The sequence below is a fragment of the Dyadobacter sp. CY312 genome (assembly GCF_021390535.1).
Taxonomy (GTDB): Bacteria; Bacteroidota; Bacteroidia; order Cytophagales; family Spirosomataceae; genus Dyadobacter.
In genome coordinates this window covers 240,987-267,328 of the sequence record NZ_JAJUXG010000017.1, presented here as the reverse complement: position 1 = coordinate 267,328, position 26,342 = coordinate 240,987, and the positions used below count along the sequence as shown (strand labels likewise).

General features: G+C 43.6%; 18 protein-coding genes. 7 read left to right on the top strand and 11 right to left on the bottom strand.

Translation table 11 applies throughout. The features are described from left to right. Window positions 1–716: 716 nt before the first annotated feature. Window positions 717–3,911 carry a chemotaxis protein CheB gene (locus LZG71_RS23315; RefSeq protein ID WP_233824485.1) on the bottom strand — a complete coding sequence of 1,065 codons (3,195 nt, stop codon included), beginning with the start codon at window positions 3,909–3,911 and terminating at the stop codon, window positions 717–719. 673 nt (window positions 3,912–4,584) lie between these two features. Here LZG71_RS23315 and LZG71_RS23310 point away from each other — a divergent pair. Next, the gene (locus LZG71_RS23310) at window positions 4,585–4,875 is read left to right on the top strand and encodes a hypothetical protein (protein ID WP_233824483.1); all 291 of its coding nucleotides are present in this window, start codon (window positions 4,585–4,587) and stop codon (window positions 4,873–4,875) included. Between the two features lie 83 nt (window positions 4,876–4,958). Here the strand turns inward: LZG71_RS23310 and LZG71_RS23305 are convergent, their stop codons facing one another. From LZG71_RS23305 to LZG71_RS23270, 8 genes are all read right to left on the bottom strand, one after another. After that, window positions 4,959–5,576 (bottom strand): hypothetical protein, encoded by a 618-nt coding sequence (locus LZG71_RS23305; protein ID WP_233824481.1) that lies wholly within the window; start codon window positions 5,574–5,576, stop codon window positions 4,959–4,961. Between the two features lie 83 nt (window positions 5,577–5,659). Further along, window positions 5,660–6,241, bottom strand: a complete 582-nt coding sequence (locus LZG71_RS23300) for a Crp/Fnr family transcriptional regulator (protein WP_233824479.1) — start codon at window positions 6,239–6,241, stop codon at window positions 5,660–5,662. 79 nt (window positions 6,242–6,320) lie between these two features. Beyond that, window positions 6,321–7,118, bottom strand: a complete 798-nt coding sequence (locus LZG71_RS23295) for an oxalate:formate antiporter (protein ID WP_233824477.1) — start codon at window positions 7,116–7,118, stop codon at window positions 6,321–6,323. A gap of 144 nt (window positions 7,119–7,262) precedes the next feature. Continuing rightward, window positions 7,263–9,881 (bottom strand): response regulator, encoded by a 2,619-nt coding sequence (locus tag LZG71_RS23290; protein ID WP_233824476.1) that lies wholly within the window; start codon window positions 9,879–9,881, stop codon window positions 7,263–7,265. Between the two features lie 289 nt (window positions 9,882–10,170). After that, window positions 10,171–10,749 (bottom strand): Crp/Fnr family transcriptional regulator, encoded by a 579-nt coding sequence (locus tag LZG71_RS23285; RefSeq protein WP_233824474.1) that lies wholly within the window; start codon window positions 10,747–10,749, stop codon window positions 10,171–10,173. Window positions 10,750–10,762: 13 nt separating this feature from the next. Next, on the bottom strand, window positions 10,763–10,987 hold the full coding sequence (locus LZG71_RS23280) for a DUF2798 domain-containing protein (protein ID WP_233824472.1): 225 nt from the start codon (window positions 10,985–10,987) through the stop codon (window positions 10,763–10,765). 174 nt (window positions 10,988–11,161) lie between these two features. Beyond that, window positions 11,162–11,752, bottom strand: coding sequence for a hypothetical protein (locus LZG71_RS23275; RefSeq protein WP_233824490.1), 591 nt, complete (start codon window positions 11,750–11,752; stop codon window positions 11,162–11,164). 64 nt (window positions 11,753–11,816) lie between these two features. After that, window positions 11,817–12,920: a T9SS type A sorting domain-containing protein gene (locus tag LZG71_RS23270; RefSeq protein WP_233824470.1), complete on the bottom strand. Its 1,104-nt coding sequence runs from the start codon at window positions 12,918–12,920 to the stop codon at window positions 11,817–11,819. A gap of 486 nt (window positions 12,921–13,406) precedes the next feature. Here LZG71_RS23270 and LZG71_RS23265 point away from each other — a divergent pair, with 486 nt between their 5' ends. Then, window positions 13,407–14,204 carry an MYG1 family protein gene (locus LZG71_RS23265; RefSeq protein ID WP_233824468.1) on the top strand — a complete coding sequence of 266 codons (798 nt, stop codon included), beginning with the start codon at window positions 13,407–13,409 and terminating at the stop codon, window positions 14,202–14,204. Window positions 14,205–14,293: 89 nt separating this feature from the next. On the opposite strand, the gene LZG71_RS23260 is transcribed toward LZG71_RS23265, so the two are convergent. Further along, window positions 14,294–17,014, bottom strand: a complete 2,721-nt coding sequence (locus LZG71_RS23260; RefSeq protein ID WP_233824466.1) for a Tat pathway signal sequence domain protein — start codon at window positions 17,012–17,014, stop codon at window positions 14,294–14,296. Window positions 17,015–17,411: 397 nt separating this feature from the next. Between LZG71_RS23260 and LZG71_RS23255 the strand changes: the two genes are divergently transcribed. The 3 genes from LZG71_RS23255 (at window position 17,412) to LZG71_RS23245 (ending at window position 22,115) form a co-directional block, all read left to right on the top strand. Continuing rightward, on the top strand, window positions 17,412–17,843 hold the full coding sequence (locus LZG71_RS23255) for a hypothetical protein (RefSeq protein ID WP_233824464.1): 432 nt from the start codon (window positions 17,412–17,414) through the stop codon (window positions 17,841–17,843). 251 nt (window positions 17,844–18,094) lie between these two features. Continuing rightward, on the top strand, window positions 18,095–20,929 hold the full coding sequence (locus tag LZG71_RS23250; protein WP_233824462.1) for a TonB-dependent receptor: 2,835 nt from the start codon (window positions 18,095–18,097) through the stop codon (window positions 20,927–20,929). Window positions 20,930–21,053: 124 nt separating this feature from the next. Beyond that, complete coding sequence (locus tag LZG71_RS23245) at window positions 21,054–22,115, top strand: phytase (RefSeq protein WP_233824460.1); 1,062 nt, start codon at window positions 21,054–21,056, stop codon at window positions 22,113–22,115. 57 nt (window positions 22,116–22,172) lie between these two features. Here the strand turns inward: LZG71_RS23245 and LZG71_RS23240 are convergent, their stop codons facing one another. After that, window positions 22,173–22,985, bottom strand: coding sequence for a sugar phosphate isomerase/epimerase (locus LZG71_RS23240; RefSeq protein WP_233824458.1), 813 nt, complete (start codon window positions 22,983–22,985; stop codon window positions 22,173–22,175). A 158-nt stretch (window positions 22,986–23,143) separates the two neighbouring features. On the opposite strand from LZG71_RS23240, the gene LZG71_RS23235 reads away from it, so the two are divergent. Then, on the top strand, window positions 23,144–25,039 hold the full coding sequence (locus LZG71_RS23235) for a DUF1800 domain-containing protein (protein ID WP_233824456.1): 1,896 nt from the start codon (window positions 23,144–23,146) through the stop codon (window positions 25,037–25,039). Window positions 25,040–25,055: 16 nt separating this feature from the next. Next, window positions 25,056–26,330, top strand: a complete 1,275-nt coding sequence (locus tag LZG71_RS23230) for a DUF1501 domain-containing protein (protein ID WP_233824454.1) — start codon at window positions 25,056–25,058, stop codon at window positions 26,328–26,330. Window positions 26,331–26,342: the final 12 nt, after the last annotated feature.

The following is a 26,342-nucleotide window of genomic DNA, read 5'->3' as shown; positions in this document are numbered from 1 at the left end:
AGGGGGGCAATATGTGCCGGAATGGCAGGCGATTCCAGCGAATCAGGCTACTTTAACATTCCAAAACATTCCGGCTTTTAGGGGGTCAACATGCTCTGGAATATCCAATCCATTCGAGTGATTGCCTTTTTTGACTACTAAGCATCGATCGAAAAGCTATGTTAATCTTTGACAACCAATAAAGGAGTATTGGTACATAACCAGATAAGTGAAACCACACAGCCCTGAGCTTATGAAAATATAAATCCGTGCATGTGATGCTTTCATTTTAGCAAGCGGAAGGCACTGACTATGCTCAGTAAAGGATGGTTCGCAGAATTTATTCACTGATAGATATTATCTCAGATCAGAACTGTTCAAAATGTAGACTTACATTTTACTGCATTGCCATGAGTGTCTTTTCAAAATGGGTCGGCAGGCAGGCGTATCTCTGAGGTACAGCAAGCCATACTCCTATCAGGGTTACCAGCGGCCTAGCTGATGAGTTGGCGAAAGAAATATTTTGTAAAATGCAGTATTGAAAAGGGCAGACTGGAATAATATTTGTCTCACCTATCATGGTCAGCTGCATAGCTCCAACGAACAAACACGTTCAAGTTTGGGATGTAATAATCGCTGTTGTTAACAATTTCCAAAAGAAGGATAATTCTGGATACCGCTCATTACTGCGGCTGGGAATGATGCCAGGACCAACTGGGGAATAATTAAGCTATCAATCATAGTAGCACTTTCTGAGCTGGAAAATAGATCATAAACTTGCTGCCTGCACCTGGCGTACTTTCCACACCGATGCTTCCGCCTGCGGCATCAATGATCTTTTTGGCCAAATAAAGCCCGATCCCCTGCCCTTCTTGGTCGTTGGAAAGCCTTTGGTATTTGTCAAAAATCTTTTGGATATCACGCGGATCCATTCCCCTGCCATTATCGTGGACAGACAGAACCATGAAGTCGCTATTGGCCCAGGTTTGGATTTTAATCGCCGGTGACTGTCCTGACCGAAATTTTATTGCGTTGGAGACCAAGTTGAATAATATACTGCGCAGATTTTTTTTGGAAAAATGTATAGCCACTACCTTAAGGTCCGTTTCAATAACAGCACCACTTTCCTTTATTTTATCCCCCAGGCTCCACATCACACTTTCCAGGATTTCAGTCAGGTCCACCATTTCCATAGTAAGTGCCTCGTCTTCAATTCTTGCCACAGTAGAAATCTGTTTGACCAACTGACTTAAGTTACCCACAGAACTACGGACAATTGCCATTAAGGGTTTTAATTCCAGGTTATCCACGGGCATTTCGTTCATTAGCCCAATGCTGACTTCTATGTTCTGCAAAGGTTGCAGCAGATCATGGGATGCTGTATGGACAAAATTGTCCAAATCCCCATTGATCCGGGTCAACACTTCATTTTTTTTGTCGAGTTCTTGTTGCGCGTTTTTTAGATCAGTGATATCGTTAAAGGTAATGATTGCGCCAGTCCTTTTATTGCCAAGTTGACGCACATAGGCCATAGTCATGACCTGGTACCACTTGCCATCATTGGCTTGGATTTCCCGCGTGAGGGACAGGCCATCTTTAAGCACCTGGTTAATATCCTCAGAAAGCGTCTCAAACCTGAAATTGGTCGAAATATTGGTAATTGGCCTTCCTATATCACTTTCTAACAGGTTAATGTGCCGGATAGTGCCCGGCGAAAACCGCAACAGCCGGAGGTCCGAGCTGACAAATAGCTGGCCATTAATGTTGCTCCTAAAATAGTTGTTCAGATCGTCATTAAGCTCGGAAAGCTCCTTGTTTTTTAACTGATAGTCTGAATTCAGGGTATGCAGTTCTTCGTTGATTGATTGCATTTCTTCGTTGGTACTCTGCATCTCTTCGTTGGCAGATAGCAGTTCTTCGTTAAAAGACTGCATGTTTTCGTTTAGGGAAAACAGCTTTTCGTTTGCAATGGACAGCTCTTCTTTAAGGTCTTTGTTTTCCTGCTCCAAAGTCTGGTTATAATCGTCCAGATACAACTTTTCGTCAAAGACCATAACACTTTGGTTGGATAGGCCAGAGGACTCATTCTCACTGAATTGTACGACTAAAAAACCATTGGGGCGTCCTTTCAGGACCATCGGACTTACCGACAGGCTGACATTGACCCGCTGTCCACCGTGCTCAATAATGACACCATCCACAACCGCTTTATGGCGGGTTTCGCTGACTTTGTTGCATGCAGTTTTGAATGCGATGCTCAAAGGACCGGGCAAGAGATCGGTCAGATCATTAGTCAGAAAATTCGCTTTGATCAAAAACCGGCCAATAGGCCCGTAGGATTTAAGAACTTTGTTGTTTTCGTCTATGCATACAACCAATCGTTGCTCTTCATTATAAATGGTTTCATTAATAGCCCCATCCAGCGTCCGATCGGGCGTTTTAATAGTTTCTGGCTGGGCTGGGCGAGAACCCTGGGGTTTTAAGTATGTATATTCGGGCATAGTAAATGCCTCAATGTTGACAGAAGGGGTCGTATCCAGCTTTTTATACACTTTAGATCTTTTGCTGACAACTTCCAGTCCCTTTAGTATTGGCAACGGGTTTTCGCTGGAACCTAAAAAAAGGTAGCCCTGCTGCCTTAGACCAAACAGCAGCATCTGGTATATCTTTTGCTGCAATGCAGCCGTCATGTATATTAACACATTGCGGCAACTGATCAAATGCATATTGCAGTAAGGCGGGTTTTTGACCAGATCATGCCTTGAAAATATGATCATTTTGCGTAGGTCAGCTGTTACCCTGTACCCTTCGTCCTCCTGCACAAAATACTTTTCCAGACGGTCTTTACCTACGGGCTCTAAGACAGCTTCCGAGTATACACCCCTGCTGGCATGAGCAATGGCAGCAGCATCGATATCGGTCGCAAAGATCTTCACTACATGCTCTTTTAACTTGCTACCCAGTAGCTCTGAGAATAGGATTGCCATTGAATAAGCTTCTTCGCCAGTGGCGCAGCCCGTTACCCAAATCCTGATTTCCTGACCAGGGACAAGGGATTTAATAATGGCAGGCAGCACTCGTACTTCCATATGAGCAAAGGCTTCCCGATCCCGAAAAAATGCTGTGACGCTAATCAGAAAGTCCTGGGCAAGTGTCTGAATTTCCTGTGAGCTCCCCCGGGCAAATTCCAGGTACTTTTCCAGCTTGTCAAAGTTGTTGTAAGCAGCCCTCCTTTTAACCCTTCTTAGAATAGTTGCTTGTTTATAGTCTGTGAAATCCAGAGGCAACTGCTGGCTGATCAAATCTATCAGGCTGGCCAAATTCTCGCCGTCGGAAATGCCTTCTGCCACAATCTCGATTTCCCGCTTAACATATTCTTCAATGACACGGGGCATTGCTTCGGGTTCAACAATGAAATCGACCATGCCGGTAGCCACCGCATTGGAGGGCATGCTGTTGTATTCAGTCGTCTCGGGGTTTCGGGCAATGACCATCCCGCCGGATTTTTTAATAGCTTTAATCCCGTCACTTCCATCAGATCCCATACCTGAAAGGACAACTCCGATAGCTTTGGAGCCAAAATCGGCAGCCAGGGAAACAAAAAAGGTATTGATCGTCAGATATGGGACGCGCTCATTTCCTTTTTCACTTAGATGTAGCCGGGCGCCCTCAACGGTCATAAATTTGTCGCTCGGAATCACATATACAAAGTTGGCCCCGATCCTCATGCCTTCTTCTGCCTGCACCATCGTGAGTTTGCTGTACCGCGAAAGTACTTCTGCCAGGCGGCTTTCGTAATCAGCTGAAAGGTGCTGTACCACTATGTATGCGACACCATCCAGAGGTGTGTTCTCAAAAAAGGTAATTAGCTCATCAAGTCCTCCCGCAGATGCGCCAATAGCAACAATATGATGTGGTTTAGCAGAATCCATAAAGGTAAGGTAAATAAAATATGAGCCTGGTGAGGCAACGGTTTCTTGTATAATTTTTTCAACAATCTCCAGGTGCCTAAGAACCTAGACACCAGCAACGTCACTGCACTATTCTATTATTATAAAAGCAAATTTGAAAGTTAATTACCGTATCTGCAAAAATGGCAGTTTGAGGAATTCCACAATATAAATGTCTGTAAACCAGATTTTTAAAGATCGTTGACTTGATTAGAGGTAAAGCTCCAATACATCTTTCAATGAACAAAAATGGCCCAATTATTATTGTAGAAGACGACGAGATGACCGCTTTCTGCGGGAAGCAGTTTTTAGTTCGCTTGATTATGCCAACAAGGTAGTCTATTTTCCTGATGGTCTGTCCACTCTGGAGTACTTACATAGCTCCGCCAACGTTCCTTTTATTATCCTCTCTGACATTAACTTGCCTAACTCAATGGTTTTTAGGGATAAATTGCATACGGATACAAAAATAAAACTAAGGTGCATCCCCTACCACTTCTTCTCTAGGGTCTTGAACCAACAGGCGGTCATAGATACTTACAGTACTTCATCTCAAGGCCTTTTTGTAAAACCGGGTTCGTTCCAGGAATTGCAAAGCACTATTAAAACTATTGTCGAATACTGGTAAAAATGTGCCCCGCCGAATAATTCCCAGATGAGAAACTCCTGGTTAACGGTAAACCGTAAACAGACCAAGAAACTCCCTGCATTGCACCGGCCCAACAATGTCCTATCCAGGAAATGCTATGTAGTGGATGATAAGGAAGACGACAGGTTCCTGATCCGTGCTGCACTTGCCGAGGTTGCTGGTGAGATTAACATCGTCCAAGCGCGATGGCTTACATTTGTTGGAACTGATCGCAACAGCAGACAGCCCGGCTGCGGCACTTATTATATTGAATATGAAAATGCAAGGGTACCTGGTGTTGTGGCACACGGTGGATGAGGTCCGGTCTTTTTTGTATTAACTTCAGGTGAAGAAATCTTTAACTTATCAAAGTCTATCTACCTTCATTTAATCATCTTATTTTAAAAATTAAACCCAAAATGAAGCCCCGGTTGAATAAAATAGTTTGGCCATTTTTTTTCTGCCAATTTAAAAGATTCCGGAACATTCGTTCTTACTGGCCAGTAACTACATCCAATAGCTGGTTCAAAGAAGAACCGGTTTTTAAAGAACTTAAACTGGTAACCCAAATGGAAGTTCAGATACAAGGTGTATCCATTTCCAATTCTTTTTTTATTCTCATCCATATACTTTTCAAAAGCATTCAATGCATGTAGGGATGTGTAGACACCTTTCCACCAAAAACGCTGGTATCCTAATGTAGGTGCAAGTATGCGTGCATGTCCGGGATAGTTTAGTCCCTTTGCTTCAAATGAGGGCCCAAAAGGGATGCCTATTGGCCAGGAATAAATGGATCTTTTAAATTCAAAGGAAACAACATCTTTGGGTGTTATCCTGTATCCGACATTTAATTGTACATACTCAGGGTTGTTTACTTTGGAAAAATTTCCCAGCATCAGGAATGAACTCCCAACAAACCACTTTTTATATGTACTGTCTTTTTTTGCATCTTGTGCATTCACCTGTAACCTGCTTGACAACAGTAGGGTAAGTCCAATCCATAAAATTTTCTTGCACATATCTTTTTAGGTTACGTTAAAGGATACGGCAAAGATCGATTGACAACAGACTTAGAATCGTTCACTTAAGTTAAGAAACGAATTTACTCCTTGCTTTTCTCCACAATTCTTGCTCTCAGTCTGCTTAATGATTGTGGTTGAATACCCAGATAGCTCGCTAACTGGTGTTGCGGAACACGCTGAATAAGGTCCGGTCTTTTTTGCAGCAGGTTCAGGTATCTTTGTTCGGGTGAAGAAGTTTTAAACTCGTCAAAGTCCATTCGTTCTTTGGCTAACAATTCTTCCGACAACGTTTTACACATGATGTCAAACTTTGGAAATTTAGCGTTTACTTCTACTTCCATATCAGAATTGGAAACTAAAAGTATATTGTCTTCTATACAACTCACATAATATTCGGACGGCGTTTTGCTAATGACACAAGGGGGTGTCAAGGCTTCCATTTCGGTGTAGAAAGCAGTCGTTTTTTCTTCACCATCTAAAACATAATAGGTCCGGATACAGCCTTTCAGAACAAAGTAGCTCTCTTTCGATTTTTGTCCTTCTTTGAGTAAGGTGGTGCCCTTCTTCACGGAGCGAAATATGTCCAGCGAAACGATTGCATTCTTTTCCTCTTCTGTCAGAGAAACATATTTTGATATAAAGTCAAATAGTATGTCTTGCATTGTTTCTATATGTTGTTATGTGTTGCCTTCTGTTACACCTGAGCGGTCTTACACAGTTGATTTAATGCTCCCCGACAAATTATCTAATCTGATCTCCTCTCACTTTATTCAAATAAGCTAATACAGCTTTCTCAGCTTTGGTTTTTCGAACTAACGTAACAGGCATCAATGTATCTCGCAATACCAGATAATATTCAACCACGTTTTCAAGTGCTTTCAGACAAGAAACAGCATCATTGTTTTCAGCAACTGTACTTTGAATTGCCCTCAAATCCTGTTCTGGCAATATCATTTCAAGTTTTCTGACACCCTTGGGAAGTTCGTTATTTCGGATCAAGGCCAACGGACCAAGCACAGTTTGCTGCATGAAAGATAAAAACGTTAGTGTTTCCAATATTTCACCACGACCAATTTTGGCTGCTGCGTAGTGTATCCAAACCCAGAAACGGTCCTCAATCCATTGAAAATCCGGATACGGAAAAACCGCTTTCGACTCTGATAATAAGTTAGAAAGCAGGTGATCACGTTCCCAAAGAACGATCGGATCTTCTACCCGTGCGTGCATATCAGGCAGATGGACAAATTTTATATCCACGTGCAGCATGGGATGATCATACAGACAAATCAGCAACCTCGGTTCTCCAACATGCTCACCGGTGAAGCTGGCCAATAACTCTCCCGCCGATCCCGCCAGACTTTGCTTTTTTTCCAGCGACAGGCTTTTACTTTGATGCACCACCACAATGTCAATATCGGAATAGTGATCCATACGACCATCTATCCAGGATCCACCTGCTGCGAGTGCTAAAAACTCGTCCTCAGCAGAAAGCAATTCTATTATGGAATCGATATAGGTTTGAAAGTATGCTGGTTTCATATAAAATCTTGCATTCTGGTTATAAGGTCTGCCACATGGCGTTTCAGCAGCACTAGAAGACCAACGTGCATATTTATCCGCGTGTTAACAATTACTGCAACTCTAAACCCTTTAATTATCTGAGTTTTCAGAAGAATTAATTTTCTACTGGGGCGTACTCAACGACTGTAATTGTGCCAGGCCGGCCAGTGCCTCGGCTTCAATATCGGGTATCATTTCATCTATATCTTCTGGCCAAATCTCCTTTTTGAGACTTGCTTCAATCGCTTTGTATTTATCGGCGGTAGTCAACATGCCGACCGAGAAAAGCGACGACCGGTATTTGTGAACAGCCTGTGCCAGACTTTGCGCGTCTCTGCTGCTACTTGCATTACGGATATGTGCCAGCTGTGTCTCACTTTCGCCAGCAAACATGGCAATCAGTTCATCACGAAGTTCTTCACTTCCACCGGTAATTTCATTCAGATAACTCAGATTAAGCATTGTGTCAGATATAGGAGATGATTTTTTTTCGTTCGTTTTCTGCTCTTCATCTATCGCAACGAGGGCTTTCCCGGTTACATGAAGAATGGTACTGATAAGCTCTTCCTGCTTGAAGGGCTTAGATATATAGCTGTTTGCTCCGATGCTGAGACATTCCTCTTTTTCGCCAACAAGCGCGTGGGCAGTCATTGTGATGATTGGTACCGTGCTTGAAATCTCTTTTCTGATTTTTCTTATGGCTGTGTATCCATCCATCACAGGCATTTGAAGATCCATAATCACCAGATCAAAGCTTTCCTGTTTCAACAATTCTACGGCTTCCAGTCCGTTACCCACGATCACAAATTCGAAGCCCAGCTTTTCAAAAATCGCACGTAACAATTTCTGATTTAATAAATTATCTTCAGCTATCAGGATATGAAGCTTGGGTAAACTGGCTGCTGAAATTTCGAGAGCAGTTTCCGGTTTTTCATAAGATTCTTCGGACAGAATCCGGAAAGGACACTCGATTACAAAACTTGTCCCCTGGTTAGGAACACTACTTACTTTTATGGTTCCCCCCAGTAAATCCACCAACGACTTCACAATACTGAGTCCCAGACCGGTACCTCCAAAAAGCCGGGTAGTACTTTCGGAAGCCTGAACAAAACGCTCGAATATCTCATCAATCTTTCCCTGTGCGATTCCAATCCCGGTATCCTCAATCGTAAACCTTACAGATTGATATTCATTACTGATTGCTGAAACGGGCTCAACACTTAATCTCACCACGCCCTTTTCTGTGAATTTTACCGCATTGCCACAAACATTAAGCAAGATCTGTGTCAATCTCAAATGATCCGTTTCGACAATCTGAGGCAATTTATCGGATGGATACACCTCGTATTTAATACCTTTCTCCCTCGCACGCTGCCCTATCAGCACGGACACCGAATCAATAAGACCGCTTAAAGATGTAGCAGTTTTTTCGAGTTGAACATGACCTGCCTCAATTTTTGAGAAATCCAGTACATCATTAATCAGTTCCAGTAAATTGCGGCTGGCTAGTTGGATATAGCCTACATACTCAAGATTCCTGACATCTTTTTCCCCGGCTTCAAGTAAATTGGTGAATCCAATAATGGCATTAAGAGGCGTTCTTATTTCGTGGCTGACATTGGAAAGGAAAACATCCTTCACCCGCAACGATTTTTCGGCAAGCAAACGGGCATTTTCCAGGGTTTTCTGATAATTTACGCGATCCGTTATGTCCCTGAAAACCGTGATGGCACTCGCAACCTCACCGCTGGTTTCATAGATCGGACTCACATTGGATTCCAGGTTTTTAATTACCCCGTTTATTACAATGTTAAGTTTATTGGCGGCTGTCTTATCACCTGCCAATGCTCTGGTTACCGGCAACATGTCAGCCGGAATGGTCTGCCCGGTTTGATCCGGATAATACAGCGCAATGTGTTGCATCAGCGTTTCCAGTTTGTCAAACTGCCCTGTTTCAACACCCAGCATTTCTTTACCCGACTGGTTAAGAAGCACTATGTCCTTTTCAGAGTTGATCACCATGATCCCGTCAGGAATGGCCTCCACATACTGTTTGAGAACAACTTCTTTTTTGTTGATCTCTTCCTGCATCCGCCGCTGCTTTTTCTGATCACGAAACATAAAAATGAACGCTACCAGTGTCAATAAAAAACCTGCGATGGTGGTGCCAACAATGTATACGGTTGTATTTTTTTGAGTTGAAACTACCAGTTTTCGTCTGTTATCAAGGGTCAGATTCTCATACCGGTCTATCTCCCTGATCTTGTTCATCAGCTGGCTGTTTAGTCTGATCCCCTCACCCTGCCGGATAACAGCACGAGCTTTTTCTATTCCGTCAGTATTGGCAAGCCGCATTATTTGGTGCGAAAAGAGCGCTATTTTGCTGGATATTTCCAGCAATTCCTTCACCCTGACCGTTTGCTGCTTATCGCCCTTCATCAGGTTGAAAAGTGTATCACTTACCTCAATCAGTTCAACGCGTTTTAGATAGTTATCACGAAGCAGATCATTGTTGTCGGTGTTGAGATAACTATACATATTAAGCTGCAAATCCTTTGCTCTTTGTCCAAAGTTTGCAGTTTGGTGAAGGATACGGCTGGTTTTATTCAGGAGAGCATTGTGCTCGCCCAAATGCAGCACGCTTTTATACGCAAAATACTGTGAACCAAAAATGAGTAATGACCCCAGACAAATACTGAGAAAAGGGCCTCTAAATTTTTTATTAGCTAAAGTTGTGAGCATGATGAATCGTTTCCGCGGGAACAATTACCGGACGCGCTGCAAGACCAACAGCCGCAGAATCGTAAATGATCGGCTTTTATACAAAGCCGAAGTTCTTACATTTCGGATTAAATATATACATTCCGACCAAATTATATTTAGTAAAATGGCATAGTAGATTTATATCGCATCCAATCTCACATGTGGTAGTCCATTTACGACTCTTATAGAACTAGCTCAACATCTCACAGGCTTGGAAAAGACACAAACCATACCATCGGGACCTGTGCCCCTTCAAAAAATTGATCATCTATACTTTCGATTTTAATCGGCTGAGCGTTTCAGGAGAAATGTTCAGATAGGACGCAACCATTTTATTGGGTAGTCTCTTCACTATGTCCGGACTTTCCCGAAGCAGGTTCATGTACCGTTCCAAAGCATCCGTTGTGACGAAAGACATGAGCCTGTTGGTATTATTTACGTAAGCCTTTTCCAGATAACACCTGTAAAACTTTTCCCACGACGGAACAATGTCCAAAAGATGATAGAAGTCTTTTTGGTTGATAAATAGTAATTCTGAATTCTCAACACATTCGATATATTCCTGCGTGGGCTCACCGGTGATGAAGCTCATTAATGCTGTTGCAAAATTATTTTCAAAAGCAAAGTAACGCGTAGCATGCTGACCTTCCTCATTGATAAAGTAAATACGCAGACAGCCTTTGCCTACAAAAAAGGTGCGCTGGCTGGTCTGGCCCTGCGTAATAAGAAGCTGGTTCTTTCTAGCTTTGAGCGGTTTAAAAAAGGAAAGTATCAGTGCCAGCTCCTCATCTGTAACCGATATTCTGTCTCTGATGTATATGCCAACTTCCTCATAAATTTTAGTCATTCCTGGTTTGTTTTCATGAATTCGACGCCACTTTCTCAGCCAGTTTGCGTGCATTCGGAATTATTAAAAATGCTGCAATATACGCGACCGGGAGCATTACGCTCCATGCATTCAGGAATTTAAGGAACCAGTCGGGTCCCAGACCGTAATTGCGCAGGATGCCTACGAACGCCATAATCAGCGTCATTGGAATTACAACAAAAAGTGTGTTGATGTACTTAAAATGTTTCTTCTTCATTACAAACGTATAATTAATTGAAATGCAAAGATGCGCTCTTCAAAAGTCCTAAACATTGATCCAGATCAACACGCCCGAATTTCACAACATTTTTGCAACAAAAAGGCGTCCCGGTATTCGGAACGCCTTGTACTGAACCTTAAAAAGTTCAGGATAAAGAATTTTTCATAACACTTAGAGAACTTTTAAGTCACTTTCTGAAAGTCCCAAAGCTTTAAGGGTTTCGTCAAGACTTTTCCAGTTAACTGTTGCACTCATTCTCATGGCCGACGCCGGAATTGCGACAATTCTCACATCCTGAACGATTCTGGCAGGGGGAACTGTGTTCTCAGCCGTTTTGCCGGTCCAGTCTTTCTGGAAAATTTCAGCGTAAAATACCTTTTCTGAATAACCATGGTAGTAGCCAAACGTACTTTCTGCTCCTCCCGGGAAACTTACAGTTCCTGGCAGGGACCAGTAAACGCCATTGGTTTTCACAAAAGCCAGCACAACTGCCTCTTCCCAAAATGCTTCATCGGCAGCTGTTTTTGCTTCAATAACTTTGTAAAAAAAGCCTTTGGCATCTGTTGTATCAATACCCGAAGCATAATAACGCGCTGCTCCGCTCACACCAGTGTCTCCCTTTGCGCCCGCAGGCCCCGTAGCTCCTGTATCGCCTTTTGCTCCTGCTGCACCCGCAGGCCCAACTGCACCGTCGTCACCTTTACAATTCATAAGTAAAAGCGCAAGACCGAAATATGCTACAAGGGATATTTTTTTTAACATATCATTAAAAATTTAGATAGTGAAATGAAACAATAATAGATGTATTGAGGATATTACTTTAAAACTAACGGGTAATTAGTACTCGGTGGTTGCTCAGTGAGCCGTCCGCGCGGGTAACTTTTACGATGTAAAGACCATCTATCAGATTTTTGACAGATATCCCTTCTGTGGTGATGTTGTTAGATTGATACGCAACAATACCGTCTGCACTGATAAGTGCCACTTCCTTCATTGAGGCTACATCCAGATCATTCAGATACAAGACGTCCGAAACCGGGTTAGGAAAAACCGTAATAGCTCTGTCTGCATATTCACCAAAGTTGATACTTTCCACACGACTGTGGGCGAATGTTCCGTCAAGATCCACCATTTTTAGTCTGTAATAGTTCATGCCACTGATCGGAGTAACATCTGTAAAGTTGTAATTCACCAACTGGCTGCTGTTCTTTGAAGACTCCTTTCTTCCCAGTACCTGCCAGTCGCTGGCATTTCCACTGCGTTCAATTTCAAAATGACTGGAATTTGCTTCCTGTGTAGTTGTCCAGTTGAGCTGCGCGAGTGAAGTACCTTCTTTGCTTACTTTAAATGATGTAAGCGTCACAGGCAGAGATGTCTCAGGAGAAACCTGAATAGCTCTCAGCACGTTCTCTTCACCTGCTTTTGAACTCTTCCAATAGGAGCCGGTAACTTCGGCGTTGGGTCGTGTGAAAGCTACTGATGCGGAAGTTACCTGGCCACCCGTAACAGGGATCGTAACTGTGGCAAGTCTTTGAGGCGCGGCTGTCAGGTTTGCTCCTGTACCTCTGTCGAGGTTGATGCCCAATCTTGGCTTCGTGATATCACCGGCTCCGGGAGGATTAGAAGTTAAAGAACCTGCTGTTGCAAGTCCAAAAGTGATATTTTGTGGACCCAACGTACCAATTGCGGTTGCTCCTCCTACCAGATTCAGATCCATTCGTATGGTGAAGTTGCTCCATGGTGCCGCTGCTGTTGTATACCCGGGTTCCACCGAATAACCCCAGATTTCCATACTGAAACTTTGTCCATTATCAGCAACCTTAATGTTGCGATACTGTATTCCTGCCAGCTCTCCCTGTGCCCAACTGATGCTCGTGGTGACGACCAGAGCAACAATGGCAAAACAATAGTTTAACAAAATTTTTTTCATGGGTAAAATTTTAAAATAGTTGAGAAAAAAAGTTAGATGTGGATGAATTGGACAGGCTCCATATCTACCGAAATGAGCCATTCAATTCAGGTTGTTACCAGCAATTGCCTATAATTTTTATGCCAAAAAGCACGACGATTGCCTGTGCTATGTGCAAAAACGGACCAACTGCTTGCCTCAATTGCAGTTCACATTTGCTAATGTGTTCGCGGGATTAAGAATAAGTACTTATGTATCAACACCTTTAATGCTGTAAATAACAAGATATGAGGAATGTTACAACAAATAATCCAGGATATGCATGTGCAATTTGAACCGGATTCGTGACTAAATGGGACAGAATGAGAATTGCACACCGCACAAAGGGAAAACAGCTCAAATTCCCATGCACTGCTGAGCTTGGTTTTGCTATGGACTACTTAAAAAAGCGGGCTACACCTGGGATTAAAAAATTGTGGATAGCCGTAGTTTGAGTTTATTTGCTGTATGAATTATTTAAAAGTGATTACCCATGATACCTCATTCCACGCCGACGAAGTTGTGGCTGTGGCAATGTTAAAGAAAGCAGGTTTCGATGTGGACCTCATCCGCACACGGAATCCTGAAATTTTGAATGCTTCCATTGCTGATCCGGCAGTTGCAGTAATTGATGTTGGCGGTGTATATGACCCAGCTATGCTCAATTTTGATCACCATCAGGATATGAGTCTGCAATCGTCAGCTGGTTTGATATACAATCAATTTAAAAACCTGATTTGCCCGGAAGAAGCGCAACCCTATTTCGAGAATTTCATTGCCAGTATTGATTCAATAGATACCAACCGTGATAACATTTTTGCAACCTGGGATTTGTTGCCAAGAGGGTTCCGCAATGCCTCGGGTTTAATCGGAGGATTTAACAGAGAAGTTACTGACGCTAATGAGCAATTGATTCAGTTCGGAAAAGCTCTGGATTTTGCCTCTTTGATTATTGACAATGAGATCAATTCTGCTACTAAAAAAGCGCGGTCGGAAGCAGCATATGCGCAGCGTATTGTGTTGGCCAACAATGTGGCTATTTTTGAAGAACATTCTTCCGTTTGGAAAAACAAAAAAGAGCATTTATTTGCCGTAATGCCTCATGCCAATGGATGGCAGATCAACAGCCGGGATACGACCTTGGGTCAGGTACCGGAAAATGTTGAAAACTGTGAAGGATTTGTTTTCAGACACAAAAGCGGATTTATGGCCGTGGTCAAAGACAAAGAAGTTGCCATTGATTTTGCAGGAAAAATACCTTTTTAGTGAGAAGTAAAAAGTGAGATGAATGACCATAGAAGATCATCTCACTTTTACTCCTTACCGACCCGGTTTTTACTTTTCACTATTCACACCTATTTCAGTTCTTTTCCTGCATACGCCAGACATTGCATTGCTGCCAGTCCCCATTGAGCCACAGCGTTGGTGGAAACGCCGGGGGCTTCGTCTATGGCATAAAGTACTTCTGGTCCTTTTAATTGTTTGACAGTTTGCGTTGGATTTTTAATACCGGCATCACCTTCGAAGAACTCTTCCCAGGCACGATTCGCCAGTTTTGGATCATTTTTTCTGGAAGCAGCATAGGCCGTGAGCCGCGAGTGCCCCTGCCGGAGATTCAATTTTGAAAGTGGCTGCCCAAGTGCAGCCTTTTGCTCCTCGGCTGTGCCGTTATACAATTGACAATACAACACCCAGGCTTTTTCAAATTCCGGCACATCAAAGACATCGATCAATTCCGCACAGATTTCGGTAAGGCCAAATACCGAACTTAAATGAGATACAGACAACTTTCCTTTTTCTGCCTGAATAAATTTCCCGGTGTTCAAATCCATCGTCGATACTCCTGTAAAGAATCCGTGTGGCTGACCGGCAATTGTTTTCATCGAATTCAGAAGTTTGGTCTTCATGTTTTCATTTCCCGTTCGCTCCCATTCTGTAAGCCATGCAGCTGCTAATGCTCCCCAATCTGTTCCAAATGAAATACTCGCCAATTCACCCTTTGGATCATTAGCAGGCGCTTTCTGTCCAATTTTCCGTCCCGGTATAATGGTTCTCAAAGTTCGGTCTGCATCAATTTGCTCGCGCATCAAATCCCCCACCCGCTCGTCTGCCGTGAGGTAATAGTAAAAACGTCGGTTGGCGGCAGTGCTGATCCGAAGCTGCTTTGCACTGCACCCCCAGTGCATTACATTATGTCTCGACCCTAGTGGGCTAAATGGCCCGATGTGATGAACATCTACTTCGCCGGTATGTCGTGTCATGGCTTCGGCCATCCGGAAAACATCACTTCTGCCTGTTCTCAAAAAGTAATACCACAGCCAGAGATCTGTCGACAGCTCTGAATTATCCCACGCGTAGCCACCAACATCATATCGCCAAACGTGCCGGTCCTGATCGTACGCATGCATCACATCACCGTAATTCCAGAAGCCGTACCATTTGTGTTCGTCCACCTGCTTGTGGTAATAATTGAAGTAAAAATCCAGCTGACTTTCTAGTTTCACCTCCTGCGGATTTGTCTTATCAACCGCGCTGAATGCACCTCCGAAAATACCCGTGTTCGCGTAGTAGCTGGCATCTCCAATAAGTAGGGGCGGATTTTGTATCGCTGCGGCAATGTCAGTCAACACTTCCGAAGAAGGTGTTGCAGCTAAAACCCGCAACTGCATTTCACTGGTACGAGCCACTCCTACCGGCCTTCCAAATTCCGGCTCGTAATCCTCATACGTAATTTCCAGTGCGTCCCGTTGCTTTTCAAAGGTATCCTGCCCCATTCCATCATGGTAAAAACGCAGATCCATAGCCGACGCCTTTGGTGCCCAAACCCATAAAGTTACATCTGCAAGGTCTGTATGCGCATTGCGGATATCCAGCTGCGCAGGATGGCTTTGCCAGAAATTCCTGATTCCAAATGAAATTCCTCCCTGAGGCGAACCCAGGTAACCCGTTCCGGACGACCTGCCTCCGTATGCCGACTGTATCCAGGCATGACCATTTTTGGTTCTTTTTTGTATTTCAAAAGCATCAGGTGTAGGCTGAAATAATGTATAATCACCGAATGCAGGAATGTAGTAAAGCCTTTTGGACACCGTAGCCGGGAATGTGTCAACGGCTGGTGTAGCTTTCCCTTCTGTCTGAGCATCCTTCACAGCTTTGCCTGGATCGCGTCTCAAACCCGTAAGTCCGCGAATTGCTTCTGCAAATACTCCCTTATCCTCTGCAGTGAATCTGACATGGCGGTTATACAGCTCATCAGTCAATGGAACGCTCAGCCTGAGACCAATTCCGCTAATAAAATCCTTGTTTTCATCCGCATCATATACAATTGTATGCATGATTTTGATGGCGTCGCTTCCCTCGTAGAAATACAAACGCACCACGAATGGCAACAAGCTGCGACTCCCGGTTTTATGAATTCCTTCCACTTTAATCACCGCTCGAAGTGGCCCCTTTTGCTCTACGGTAACCGACTTTATATCGCCATCAAAGAAATCTGTTTGAATGCTTTCACCAGCTTCCGCACTCGCTTTGTCCTGCACCTGTAAAACAAGACGTCCGTTTTGCGCAGTTGTGCGACCACCACGCTGCAAGGTTTCGATGATCCGGTTTCCTGTTTTGTTTATTTTGCAACTTATAAGCCCGGTGTCAATATCAATGGAATTGCTGCTTTCCGAAAGTTTGATTTGTTTTGCAAATGCTCCCGGTTTTCCCGGTTTGATCACAAGTTTACCTCCCAGATTTCCCTGCGTTGCTATCGCATGCGCCGTCCATTTAACCGATCCGTCGGGCCACTGTGCAGTCTGCCAGGTTTGTACAGGAATTTGCTTTCCATCCTGATTTTCAAGTAAAAGAGGAGCATCTTTTTTCAAAGCACCCTTTGGCCAGGGTATGCCCCAGGTGGTTCCGATGGTATCAGCAGTAACTTTGGAATCAAGCCAGTTGAGAGAAACTGGTCCTGCTGCTTTCACTTTCTGCTTATTCTTTCCTGCAAATGACGAAGCAACCGGTATTCCGGCTGCCATTACCATCGCACTTTTTACGAATTTCCTGCGGCTTACGTTTGGGTTGTATTTCATTATATAATATTGATAATCTGATCGATTGATTCTTAAAAATTGGTTCAACTGGTATTTTAACACCTGGCAAAAAATATTCTTAGCCACAGAATAACTTCAATTTATCTACTCTATTCGTGCATCCGTGGCAGTTTTTTTACTCGTAATTTAGATTCGTATTCTTATCGTTTTATTTTTAGCCACCAAGGCACAAAAACACAAAACTAATTTTTGATCCAAATGGCCAATGCAAACAGGGTGAGGCTTTGTAACTTAAAATCACACTGAATTCAAATTTAACTGGAATCCTCCGCCTCACTCTCCTGCTGTGTTCTGGTTTGGGACTTATTAATCAGAAAAGATTGGATTCCGAATACGTACAAGTTCTTCAAAAAATATTTTTTGCTACATTTAGCTCATGAAAAAAATGATCTCTGCCGCATTACTTTGTCTGTCTATATTGTCCTGCCAACCCAAAGAGGTGGACACGCTGGATGTCCGTAAAACATGGAAAGCGCTTACAGTCAAAGAGAACGGCATTGTGGTTTATAGTGCGGCCAGCACAAAAAATACCCGTCCATCCTACTCCGGATTCCGACTGGATTTAGGTTCGATAGATAAAGTAACTTTCACTGATGTTGATGGCAGAAAGTTATCGGGTACATGGTCATTATCGACAGATTATAAGAGACTCATCCTGCAAGACCTCACGCCACCTCCAACCGAAACCTCCGGTAATGTAGAGTTTTATATTACAAGCAGTACGAGTGACAGACTCTTGTTGAAGCGAACTACGGATAGCAAAAAGACAGGGAATACGATTAATGAATATGAGTTGGTTCCGGAGTGAAGTACTTAAGTCACATCCTCGTTATGTGCATTAAACGCCTGAAATTCCGAAGTTACTACTGCTCATCCCGGAACTAATACTATCGATTTTTGAGAAAAATACATGTGGTAGTACACAACCATAAGTTTGGCATGTATTTCATTATCAAATAATTACTTAACCAAAAATCTCCTCTTAACAATTTCATAATCTGGACAAAACATAAGGGTAACACACAGCAGTGACCTTTGTCGCCGAACAAAACCAGCATTATGAACATATTTACATTTACAGGAAGAAACTTACTTACAATCGCTCTTCTGCTTTTTGCGACTATTTCCTTTGCTCAAAAAGGGCTGATAACGGGTAATATCATGGATGGTCAGAAACTGTCTCTACCCGGAGCAACGCTTAAACTTACGCCTGGAAATCAGTACACCATTTCAGATGTGAGAGGAAAATTTGAGTTTTTGAATGTCCCTTCCGGCACCTACAAACTGGAAGCTACCTATATCGGATATAAGAATTTTTCGCAGCAGGTAACCGTGCAAACTGGCGAAATCGTGTCTGTGGAATTGATCATGAATGAAGGCGGACTTGACATGAATGAGGTGGTGGTCATGGGTGACCGTCTGAAAGGTCAGGCGAAGGCTCTGAATCAACAACGTAATAATGAAAATATCAGCAACATCATCTCATCTGATCAGGTAGGTCGCTTCCCGGACTCCAACATTGGAGATGCCCTGAAACGCGTGCCGGGAATTACGATGCAGAATGATCAGGGTGAAGCGCGTAACATCATTGTCCGCGGACTTGCCCCTGAACTCAACTCGGTAACCATGAACGGCGACCGGATACCTTCCGCGGAAGGCGACAACCGCCGTGTACAAATGGACCTGATACCGTCGGATATGATTTCGACCATTGAGGTGAACAAAACACTTACGCCCGATATGGATGCAGACGCAATTGGCGGGTCTGTAAATTTGGTTACCAGAGCCGCACCCAACGGACAGCGTTTATCAGCAACATTGTCCAGTGGTTTCAACCCAATTCGTGGAAAAGCATTGTACACGGGAGGCTTTGTATATGCCAATCGTTTTGCCAAAAATGCAATCGGAATGGTATTGAGCGGATCTTACAACAACAACAATTATGGCTCTGATGATGTGGAAGCTTCCTGGGCCAAAGATGATTTCGGTAATGTGTATATCAACGAAACCGATATCCGTAAATATGATGTGCAGCGGATCAGAAGAAGTTTATCGGCATCGTTTGATTTCAAATTGAGTCAGAATCATACAATTACCGCCAATGCGATGTACAACTGGCGCGATGACCGTGAGAATCGATATCGTATGCGAATAGACAACATTGAACCTGTTTATGACGACAATAATGGCATCACCGGATTTGAAGGTCGGATCGGTCGCCAAACCAAAGGTGGTATTGACAACAGCCGCAACAAAGGAACGCGTCTGGAAGATCAGAAAGTGCAGAATTATTCTGTTCGTGGTGACCATTTGCTGAGCACAAAAGTAGATATGGACTGGTCCGTAAGTTATTCAACTGCAAGTGAAGATCGTCCGAACGAACGTTACATCAATTTCAGGAAAGGCGGCAACCAACTGGTTTACAATGGTGATTCAAAATCACCTATGTTCGCCTCGGCTGGTCTCGACGCCGGGTCCATCGGACTGAACGAAATCAGTGAAAATAACGACTTTACTGAGGAAACTGAGCTCGGTGCAAAATTGAATGTTCGTTTTCCATTCTCGGTAATTCCTGATCAGAAAGGACGCATCAGAATGGGTGGAAGGCTTCGTTTGAAAACTAAAGACCGTAATAACATTTTCTACGAATATTCTCCGGTGAATGAAGACGACTTCGCAACACTGGGTACCAACGCTACGGTAAACTGGAACGACAATAACTTTCAGGCAGGATCACATTTAATTCCGGGTCTGTTTGCCAATAAGAGTTTTTTAGGCGGACTTAACCTGAACAATTCCGCTTTGTTCGAACAAGAGGCTGTTCCAAGCGAATTCCTGGGAGTGAACTACAATGCGAAGGAGAACATCGTTGCAGGTTTTGTTCGCTGGGATCAGGATTTCAACGAAAAACTCTCAATGATCGTAGGGGCACGTTTGGAAAATACCGCCATCAACTACACCGGAAATCTGATACAGGATGAAGAGGAATTAACAGGACAAAGAAGCGTAAAGAACAGTTATCTGAACGTAATGCCAAGTTTGTCATTCAAATACAATGCAACTGAAAACTTCATTCTGCGTGCAGCTGCAACCACGGCTCTGGCTCGTCCGAATTACTATGCTTTGGCCCCTTACATCAGCACCATTCCTGGTGACAAAGAGATAAGAGCCGGGAATCCTGATTTGAAAGCGACTTATGCATGGAATTTTGACCTGATGGCAGAAAACTATTTCGAATCGGTAGGTCTTATTTCAGGAGGAGCTTTTTATAAAAACCTGAAAAATTTCATATACACTTATCGCAATCAGCAATATACATCTGCAAATTTTGCTGCTGATTTCCCTAATACACCCAATCCGGTGGCGGCAGGCGAGCAGTGGGATTTCTTCCAATCTCGTAATGGTGAAAATGTAAACGTATTTGGATTTGAAGTTGCTTTCCAACGCCAGCTTGATTTCCTTCCTGGCTTCCTGAAAAACTTTGGAATCTATACCAACTATACTTTCACACAATCGTATGCAAACGGAATTTACAACGAAGATGGTGATGTAAGAACGGACGTAACATTGCCAGGAACTGCTCCGCACATGTTTAACGCATCACTTTCATGGGAAGACAAACGTTTCTCGGCCAGACTTTCTGCAAACTACACAGCGGCTTATCTGGATGCCTTGGGCGGAAGTGATTTCGATGATATCTATTACGACAAACAGTTTTTTCTGGATGCGAATGCCGCTTACAAGATCACCAAAAACCTACGTGTGTTTGCGGAAGCAAACAATTTAACCAACCAACCATTGCGTTATTTCCAGAGCATTTCATCCCGTACGGTGCAGGCGGAATACTACCGCCCCCGTTTCAATGTCGGCTTGAAATTTGACCTTACGAAATAGCTTTCAGCTCTTAGTGCAACATTAGAAAGTAATTTTAGCTGCATCCAGCAATCCTTGAATTCGAATATGTAATCTGAGTCCGGGTAAAACCGGACTCAGATTTTTAAATAAATGAACTTTGAAAATGATTAAATATACCATCAGCGCGTTGTCGCTGGCTTTAATACTAACATCTGCATCCTGCACAAAAAAACTATCCGGCAATACATCCCTGGATTCCAATGCGATCAAACCCGTTGTAATTACCGAACCCGTCAAACACGATACCGACGATCCTGCCATTTGGTTGAATCCTGCCGATCCTTCCAAAAGTCTGATCATTGGAACAGACAAAGACATCGACGGCGCTTTGTATGTATTTGACCTGAACGGAAAAATAGTAGCCGATAAAGTAGTGCGTAATCTGAAACGCCCTAACAATGTCGACATCGCTTATGGGCTCATAATCAATGGCAAACCTACCGACATTGCAGTCGTAACCGAACGTGAAGCTAATAAAATCCGCATTTTCAGTCTGCCCGACATGAAGGCGATTGACAATGGTGGAATTGAGGTTTTCAAGGGAGAAACCGTACAGGCTCCGATGGGAATTTCTCTATACACCCGACCATCGGACAAAGCAATTTTCGCAGTGGTAGGACGCAAATCAGGACCGGCGGATGGCTATTTATGGCAATATAAATTGACTGACGGCGGCAATGGGAATGTTGCTGCGGAGGTTGTTCGCAAGTTTGGCAAATACAGTGGCAAAAAGGAAATAGAATCCATAGCTGTAGACAATGAGCTGGGTTACATCTACTATTCTGACGAGCAGGTTGGCATCAGGAAATATTACGCCGATCCTGAAAAAGGGAATGAAGAACTGGCGTTGATTCCAAACACAGGATTTACCGAGGACAACGAAGGGATTTCCATTTACAAAACGGGAGACAAAACGGGGTACATTCTGGTCTCTGATCAGGGAGCAGGTAAGTTCCAGATTTTCCCAAGAGAAGGTTCATCTTCAAATCCGCACGAGCATAAAATGCTTAAATCAGTACAGGTAACAGCCTTGAAAAGCGACGGTTCGGATGTGACAAATGTGGCATTGAATGATCAGTTCAAACATGGATTGTTTGTAGCCATGTCCGAAGGGAAAGTCTTCCATTATTACCGGTGGGAAGATATTATCGGTGATTTGAAATAGGAGAATTTGAAATATTTAAAAGCACGGATTGGGGTAAAAAACCTGATCCGTGCTTTTTTATTTACTGCTATATCGCCCTTTCAAAAGATTCATCATATACACATTAATTTCCCACTGATTGCCCAAGGGCAATTGGGTATAGGGCATAACAGGCATGTAGGTAGCCGGGCCAAATTCGGTGGTGACAGTAAGGTCCGTGCCTGCCTTTCGATGCGTTTCCACAACAGCATCCCACCATTTTAAATGTGCCTGCAAGACCTCTTCCCACTCAGGTGCACGGGGATCATTTACCTGCGGTCCTTCCGGGTGCCCCACCCTGCTGTGAAAATGGTCAGTATGGGCAATTGCCAGGGCAACTTCTTCTTGCTGATCTTCAAGTAAAGATTCGTGAACATTACACCAGTGCGAAATATCCAGCGTGATTCTCAGGTCTGGCAATTCCGTAAGATAATGGTGTGTAATATTGGCCGCGTAAAGGCTTTTGCCCCGATGCGTTTCATGAATGATTTTGATACCAGATTCATCTGAAAGTTTGGCTGCCAGATCAAAAAGTCTTTTGTTCTGACCAAAACTGAAATAATCTTTTCCGGTCTGGCAATTGATAAATAAAGGATTGGCACTGATCAGATTCCTCAGATACTTCTCATAGTTAGTCGCGTGTTCGTCAACATCCTTTTCGAACGACTGCCAGTATTGCCCGATCAAATCCAGGTTGTTATTTTTCAGACTTTGAAGGATATCTTCCTTTTGACGACCATCGAAAGGCAAGGCCATTTCTACTCCGTCATAGCCAGCTTCCTTAACGTTTTTACAAAAGTGTTCAAACGGCAAAGTGTTTCCCCATTCGGGAGCAAAAAATTTGATTTTCATACAACTTAATATTGTTGGCATCAAAACAACAAAATTAATCTGAACTGGCAGGATTTTTGGCACTAAAAATATTGCCGATAAAATAATTAAGCACCTGGTATTAAACCAAATGCTTTTTTCTGGTCAAAGCTGAGTGTACGATTAAACTACGAGAATTTATGAAAACTATGCCCCGCTTTTTTCTTTCCATGTCAGTTTTCTTGGGTGGCTGGTTATTCTCTTCATCCATTTCCGACCAAAGTAAAATAAGATTTCCGTATAAAGCTGCCGGACTTAACGAACGCCAGGCGGCTGCACACCTGCTGAGCCGATTTACATATGGGGCTACTCCTGGACAAATTGACGCCGTTGTAAAACAAGGTTTAACTAAATGGTTTCACGATCAGCTCGAAGCCAAAATACCGGACGACACCCTAACCTCAAAGCTCAAAAGTTATGACTCCATTGAACTGACAAATGAAGAAGTCCTCATGATTTATCCCAAGCAGCCACAGGTATTACGCATGGCTGTAAAAGACGGATTCATTAACAAAGATTCTGTTGGTACAAATTCTGAGCAAAACAAAGCTGCGTTGGAAACCTACATGCAGCAAAACAATATCAGACCGCAAAAAGAATTGTACAGGCAGTTTATCAATCAAAAAATACTCAGAGCAGCCCACACCAACAATCAGTTACAAGAAGTAATGACCAGTTTTTGGTTTAATCATTTCAATGTATCTCTTACGAAGAACGACTGTGCCCAGTTTATTCCTGCATACGAACGAGATGTGGTGAGACCCAATTCGTTGGGCAAGTTTGAAGAACTGCTTCTTGCAACTGCTAAGTCGCCAGCGATGTTATATTATCTGGATAATTTCAGCAGCGCCGCAGGAAACAACAAATTCGCATCTAAAAAGAAAACGAATCAACAAAAAGCAGATGATAAGACTGCACCACAAAACGATCCTCTGATCGATTCGTTGATCAACATGTTGCAAAAAGTCAAAAAAGAAAAAGGGCTCAACGAGAACTATGCAAGAGAAGTGATGGAACTGCATACCCTCGGAGTTGACGGCGGATACACCCAGGAGGACGTCACGCAGGCCGCAAGGATTCTAACCGGATGGACCGTATACCCTATTCAACCTTACACCAGAGATACTTTGAGACAACGCGCTCAGAAACTGGACAGACAGGGATTTGTGCGGGAGGGCGATTTCCTGTTCGCTGCAAACCGTCACGACAGCGGAACAAAAACGGTTTTGGGAAAACAGTACGGACCGGATCAGGGATATTCTGAAGGGATGCAGCTGCTGCAAGATTTAGCGCATCATGCGAATACGGCAAAGTTCATTTCACAGAAAATTGCTGTAAGATTTGTGAATGACAATCCACCCAAAAGCCTGGTTGACAAGATGGCAAAAACCTTCCTTTCAGAGAATGGAGATATAAAGGCCGTTCTGACAGCCATGGTTTCAGCACCTGAGTTCTGGGCCGCATCGGCATTGCGTGAAAAGACGAAATCCCCTCTTGAACTGGCGGTTGGGGCAGTACGAAGTCTGAATGCAACCATCACGGAACCCTATCAATTATACAACTGGATCTCTAAAATGGGCGAAAAAATGTACTCGTATCAGGCACCAACCGGCTTTCCGGACAAAGGTCAGTACTGGATCAGCACAGGTGCGCTGCTTAACAGAATGAATTTTGGTCTTGCACTTTCTGCCAACCGGATTTCAGGTGTCCGGGTCAACCTCCCTGCACTCAATCAGTTCCATGAGCCTGAAAGTTCGCAGGCCGCTCTGATTACATACAGCAAGCTGATCATGCCTGAACGGGACATTTCAAAAACGGTGGAAAGGTTAGAACCGATGCTGAATGATCCGGAACTGTCGGAAAAGGTCGATAAAGCCAGTAACAAGATGAAGCCTGAAAATGCAGGCGATGTCATGTCGTCTGAACGGACAAAGAAACCGGTGTCCAACTCCAAGGCTAATCGCAAAGAAAGCGGTACCATGTTGGCACAGGTAGTGGGCGTTATCATTGGCTCACCGGAATATCAGAGACGTTAACTCAACGAAAAAACTTATGTTATCAAGAAGAGCTTTTTTGAAATCAGGCGGTGTGGCACTTTTCAGTGCGGGTATCGCAGGCAGCATTCCGGCATTTGCCGTACAAGCGGCTGCCGCCAACAAAACGGCATTTCCTTTCGCAAAGAAAAAGACACTTGTTTGTATTTTTCAACGAGGAGCTATGGATGGTTTAATGGCCGTTACGCCTTTTAACGATACGTTTCTTAAAACAGCGAGGCCAAATCTTTTGATGTCGGCGGCACAAAGTACATCCGATAAACCGTTGATAGACCTCGACGGACGCTTTGGTTTACATCCATCAATGCAGGTTTTTGAATCACTATTCAGAGAAAAACGGCTGGCTATTGTTCACGGTATCGGCTCACCCAACACCACCAGATCTCATTTCGACGCCCAGGACTATATGGAATCCGGAACCCCGTTTAACAAGGGAACCGCCAGCGGCTGGCTGAATAGGGCTGTTGGACTTTTGAAAGATGAGGCCCTTACTCCCTTTACAGCAGTGAGCCTAACATCTGCCATGCCACGCTCCTTCTACGGAGATAATCCCTCTGTATCAATCAGCAATCTTCAGGACTTTGCAATACAAATGAAAGGAAACCAATCCGGAGCGAATATGGCTGCAAAAAGTTTTGAGGATCTCTATGACCAAACCGCATCTGGTCTGTTACAGGAAACCGGCAGAGAGAGCTTTGAAGCAATGAAATTACTAAAAACGGCAGATCTGAAAAACTACAAACCAGAACCTGGCATTACTTATCCAAACTCTGCCCTGGGGAACTCATTGAAACAAATTGCACAGCTTATTAAAATGAATGTGGGACTTGAAGTTGCCTTTGCGGAATCCAACGGATGGGATACACATTTCAATCAGGGAGCTGCTAATGGTGTTTTTGCAAGAAACGTCGCAGATCTCAGCAACAGTATCAGCAGCTTTTGGAACGATCTGAGTGCTTATCAGGACGATGTGACGGTAATGACTATGACAGAATTTGGGCGCACAGTTCGCCAAAACGGGACACGCGGCACCGATCACGGTCGTGCTTCCTGCAACTTCATTCTGGGCAATGATGTGAATGGTGGATTGGTTCACGGAAAAATGCAGCCAATCGCGGTTGAAAATCTGGAAGACGGACGTGATCTTGCTGTTACAACAGATTTCAGAAGTGTATTCAGCGAAGTGGCAGACAAACATTTGAAGCTTACCGACGACAAAACGCTTTTCCCCGACTGGCAGGGCGAAAAAATCGGCGTGATGAGGGACGCCTGATGCGAAGTAAAC

Bases quoted from the DNA above. Each gene is read 5' to 3' on its own strand.
- LZG71_RS23315 (WP_233824485.1), bottom strand. From the start codon at position 3,911: ATGGATTCTGCTAAACCACATCATATTGTTGCTATTGGCGCATCTGCG.
- LZG71_RS23310 (WP_233824483.1), top strand. From the start codon at position 4,585: ATGAGAAACTCCTGGTTAACGGTAAACCGTAAACAGACCAAGAAACTC.
- LZG71_RS23305 (WP_233824481.1), bottom strand. From the start codon at position 5,576: ATGTGCAAGAAAATTTTATGGATTGGACTTACCCTACTGTTGTCAAGC.
- LZG71_RS23300 (WP_233824479.1), bottom strand. From the start codon at position 6,241: ATGCAAGACATACTATTTGACTTTATATCAAAATATGTTTCTCTGACA.
- LZG71_RS23295 (WP_233824477.1), bottom strand. From the start codon at position 7,118: ATGAAACCAGCATACTTTCAAACCTATATCGATTCCATAATAGAATTG.
- LZG71_RS23290 (WP_233824476.1), bottom strand. From the start codon at position 9,881: ATGCTCACAACTTTAGCTAATAAAAAATTTAGAGGCCCTTTTCTCAGT.
- LZG71_RS23285 (WP_233824474.1), bottom strand. From the start codon at position 10,749: ATGACTAAAATTTATGAGGAAGTTGGCATATACATCAGAGACAGAATA.
- LZG71_RS23280 (WP_233824472.1), bottom strand. From the start codon at position 10,987: ATGAAGAAGAAACATTTTAAGTACATCAACACACTTTTTGTTGTAATT.
- LZG71_RS23275 (WP_233824490.1), bottom strand. From the start codon at position 11,752: ATGTTAAAAAAAATATCCCTTGTAGCATATTTCGGTCTTGCGCTTTTA.
- LZG71_RS23270 (WP_233824470.1), bottom strand. From the start codon at position 12,920: ATGAAAAAAATTTTGTTAAACTATTGTTTTGCCATTGTTGCTCTGGTC.
- LZG71_RS23265 (WP_233824468.1), top strand. From the start codon at position 13,407: ATGAATTATTTAAAAGTGATTACCCATGATACCTCATTCCACGCCGAC.
- LZG71_RS23260 (WP_233824466.1), bottom strand. From the start codon at position 17,014: ATGAAATACAACCCAAACGTAAGCCGCAGGAAATTCGTAAAAAGTGCG.
- LZG71_RS23255 (WP_233824464.1), top strand. From the start codon at position 17,412: ATGAAAAAAATGATCTCTGCCGCATTACTTTGTCTGTCTATATTGTCC.
- LZG71_RS23250 (WP_233824462.1), top strand. From the start codon at position 18,095: ATGAACATATTTACATTTACAGGAAGAAACTTACTTACAATCGCTCTT.
- LZG71_RS23245 (WP_233824460.1), top strand. From the start codon at position 21,054: ATGATTAAATATACCATCAGCGCGTTGTCGCTGGCTTTAATACTAACA.
- LZG71_RS23240 (WP_233824458.1), bottom strand. From the start codon at position 22,985: ATGAAAATCAAATTTTTTGCTCCCGAATGGGGAAACACTTTGCCGTTT.
- LZG71_RS23235 (WP_233824456.1), top strand. From the start codon at position 23,144: ATGAAAACTATGCCCCGCTTTTTTCTTTCCATGTCAGTTTTCTTGGGT.
- LZG71_RS23230 (WP_233824454.1), top strand. From the start codon at position 25,056: ATGTTATCAAGAAGAGCTTTTTTGAAATCAGGCGGTGTGGCACTTTTC.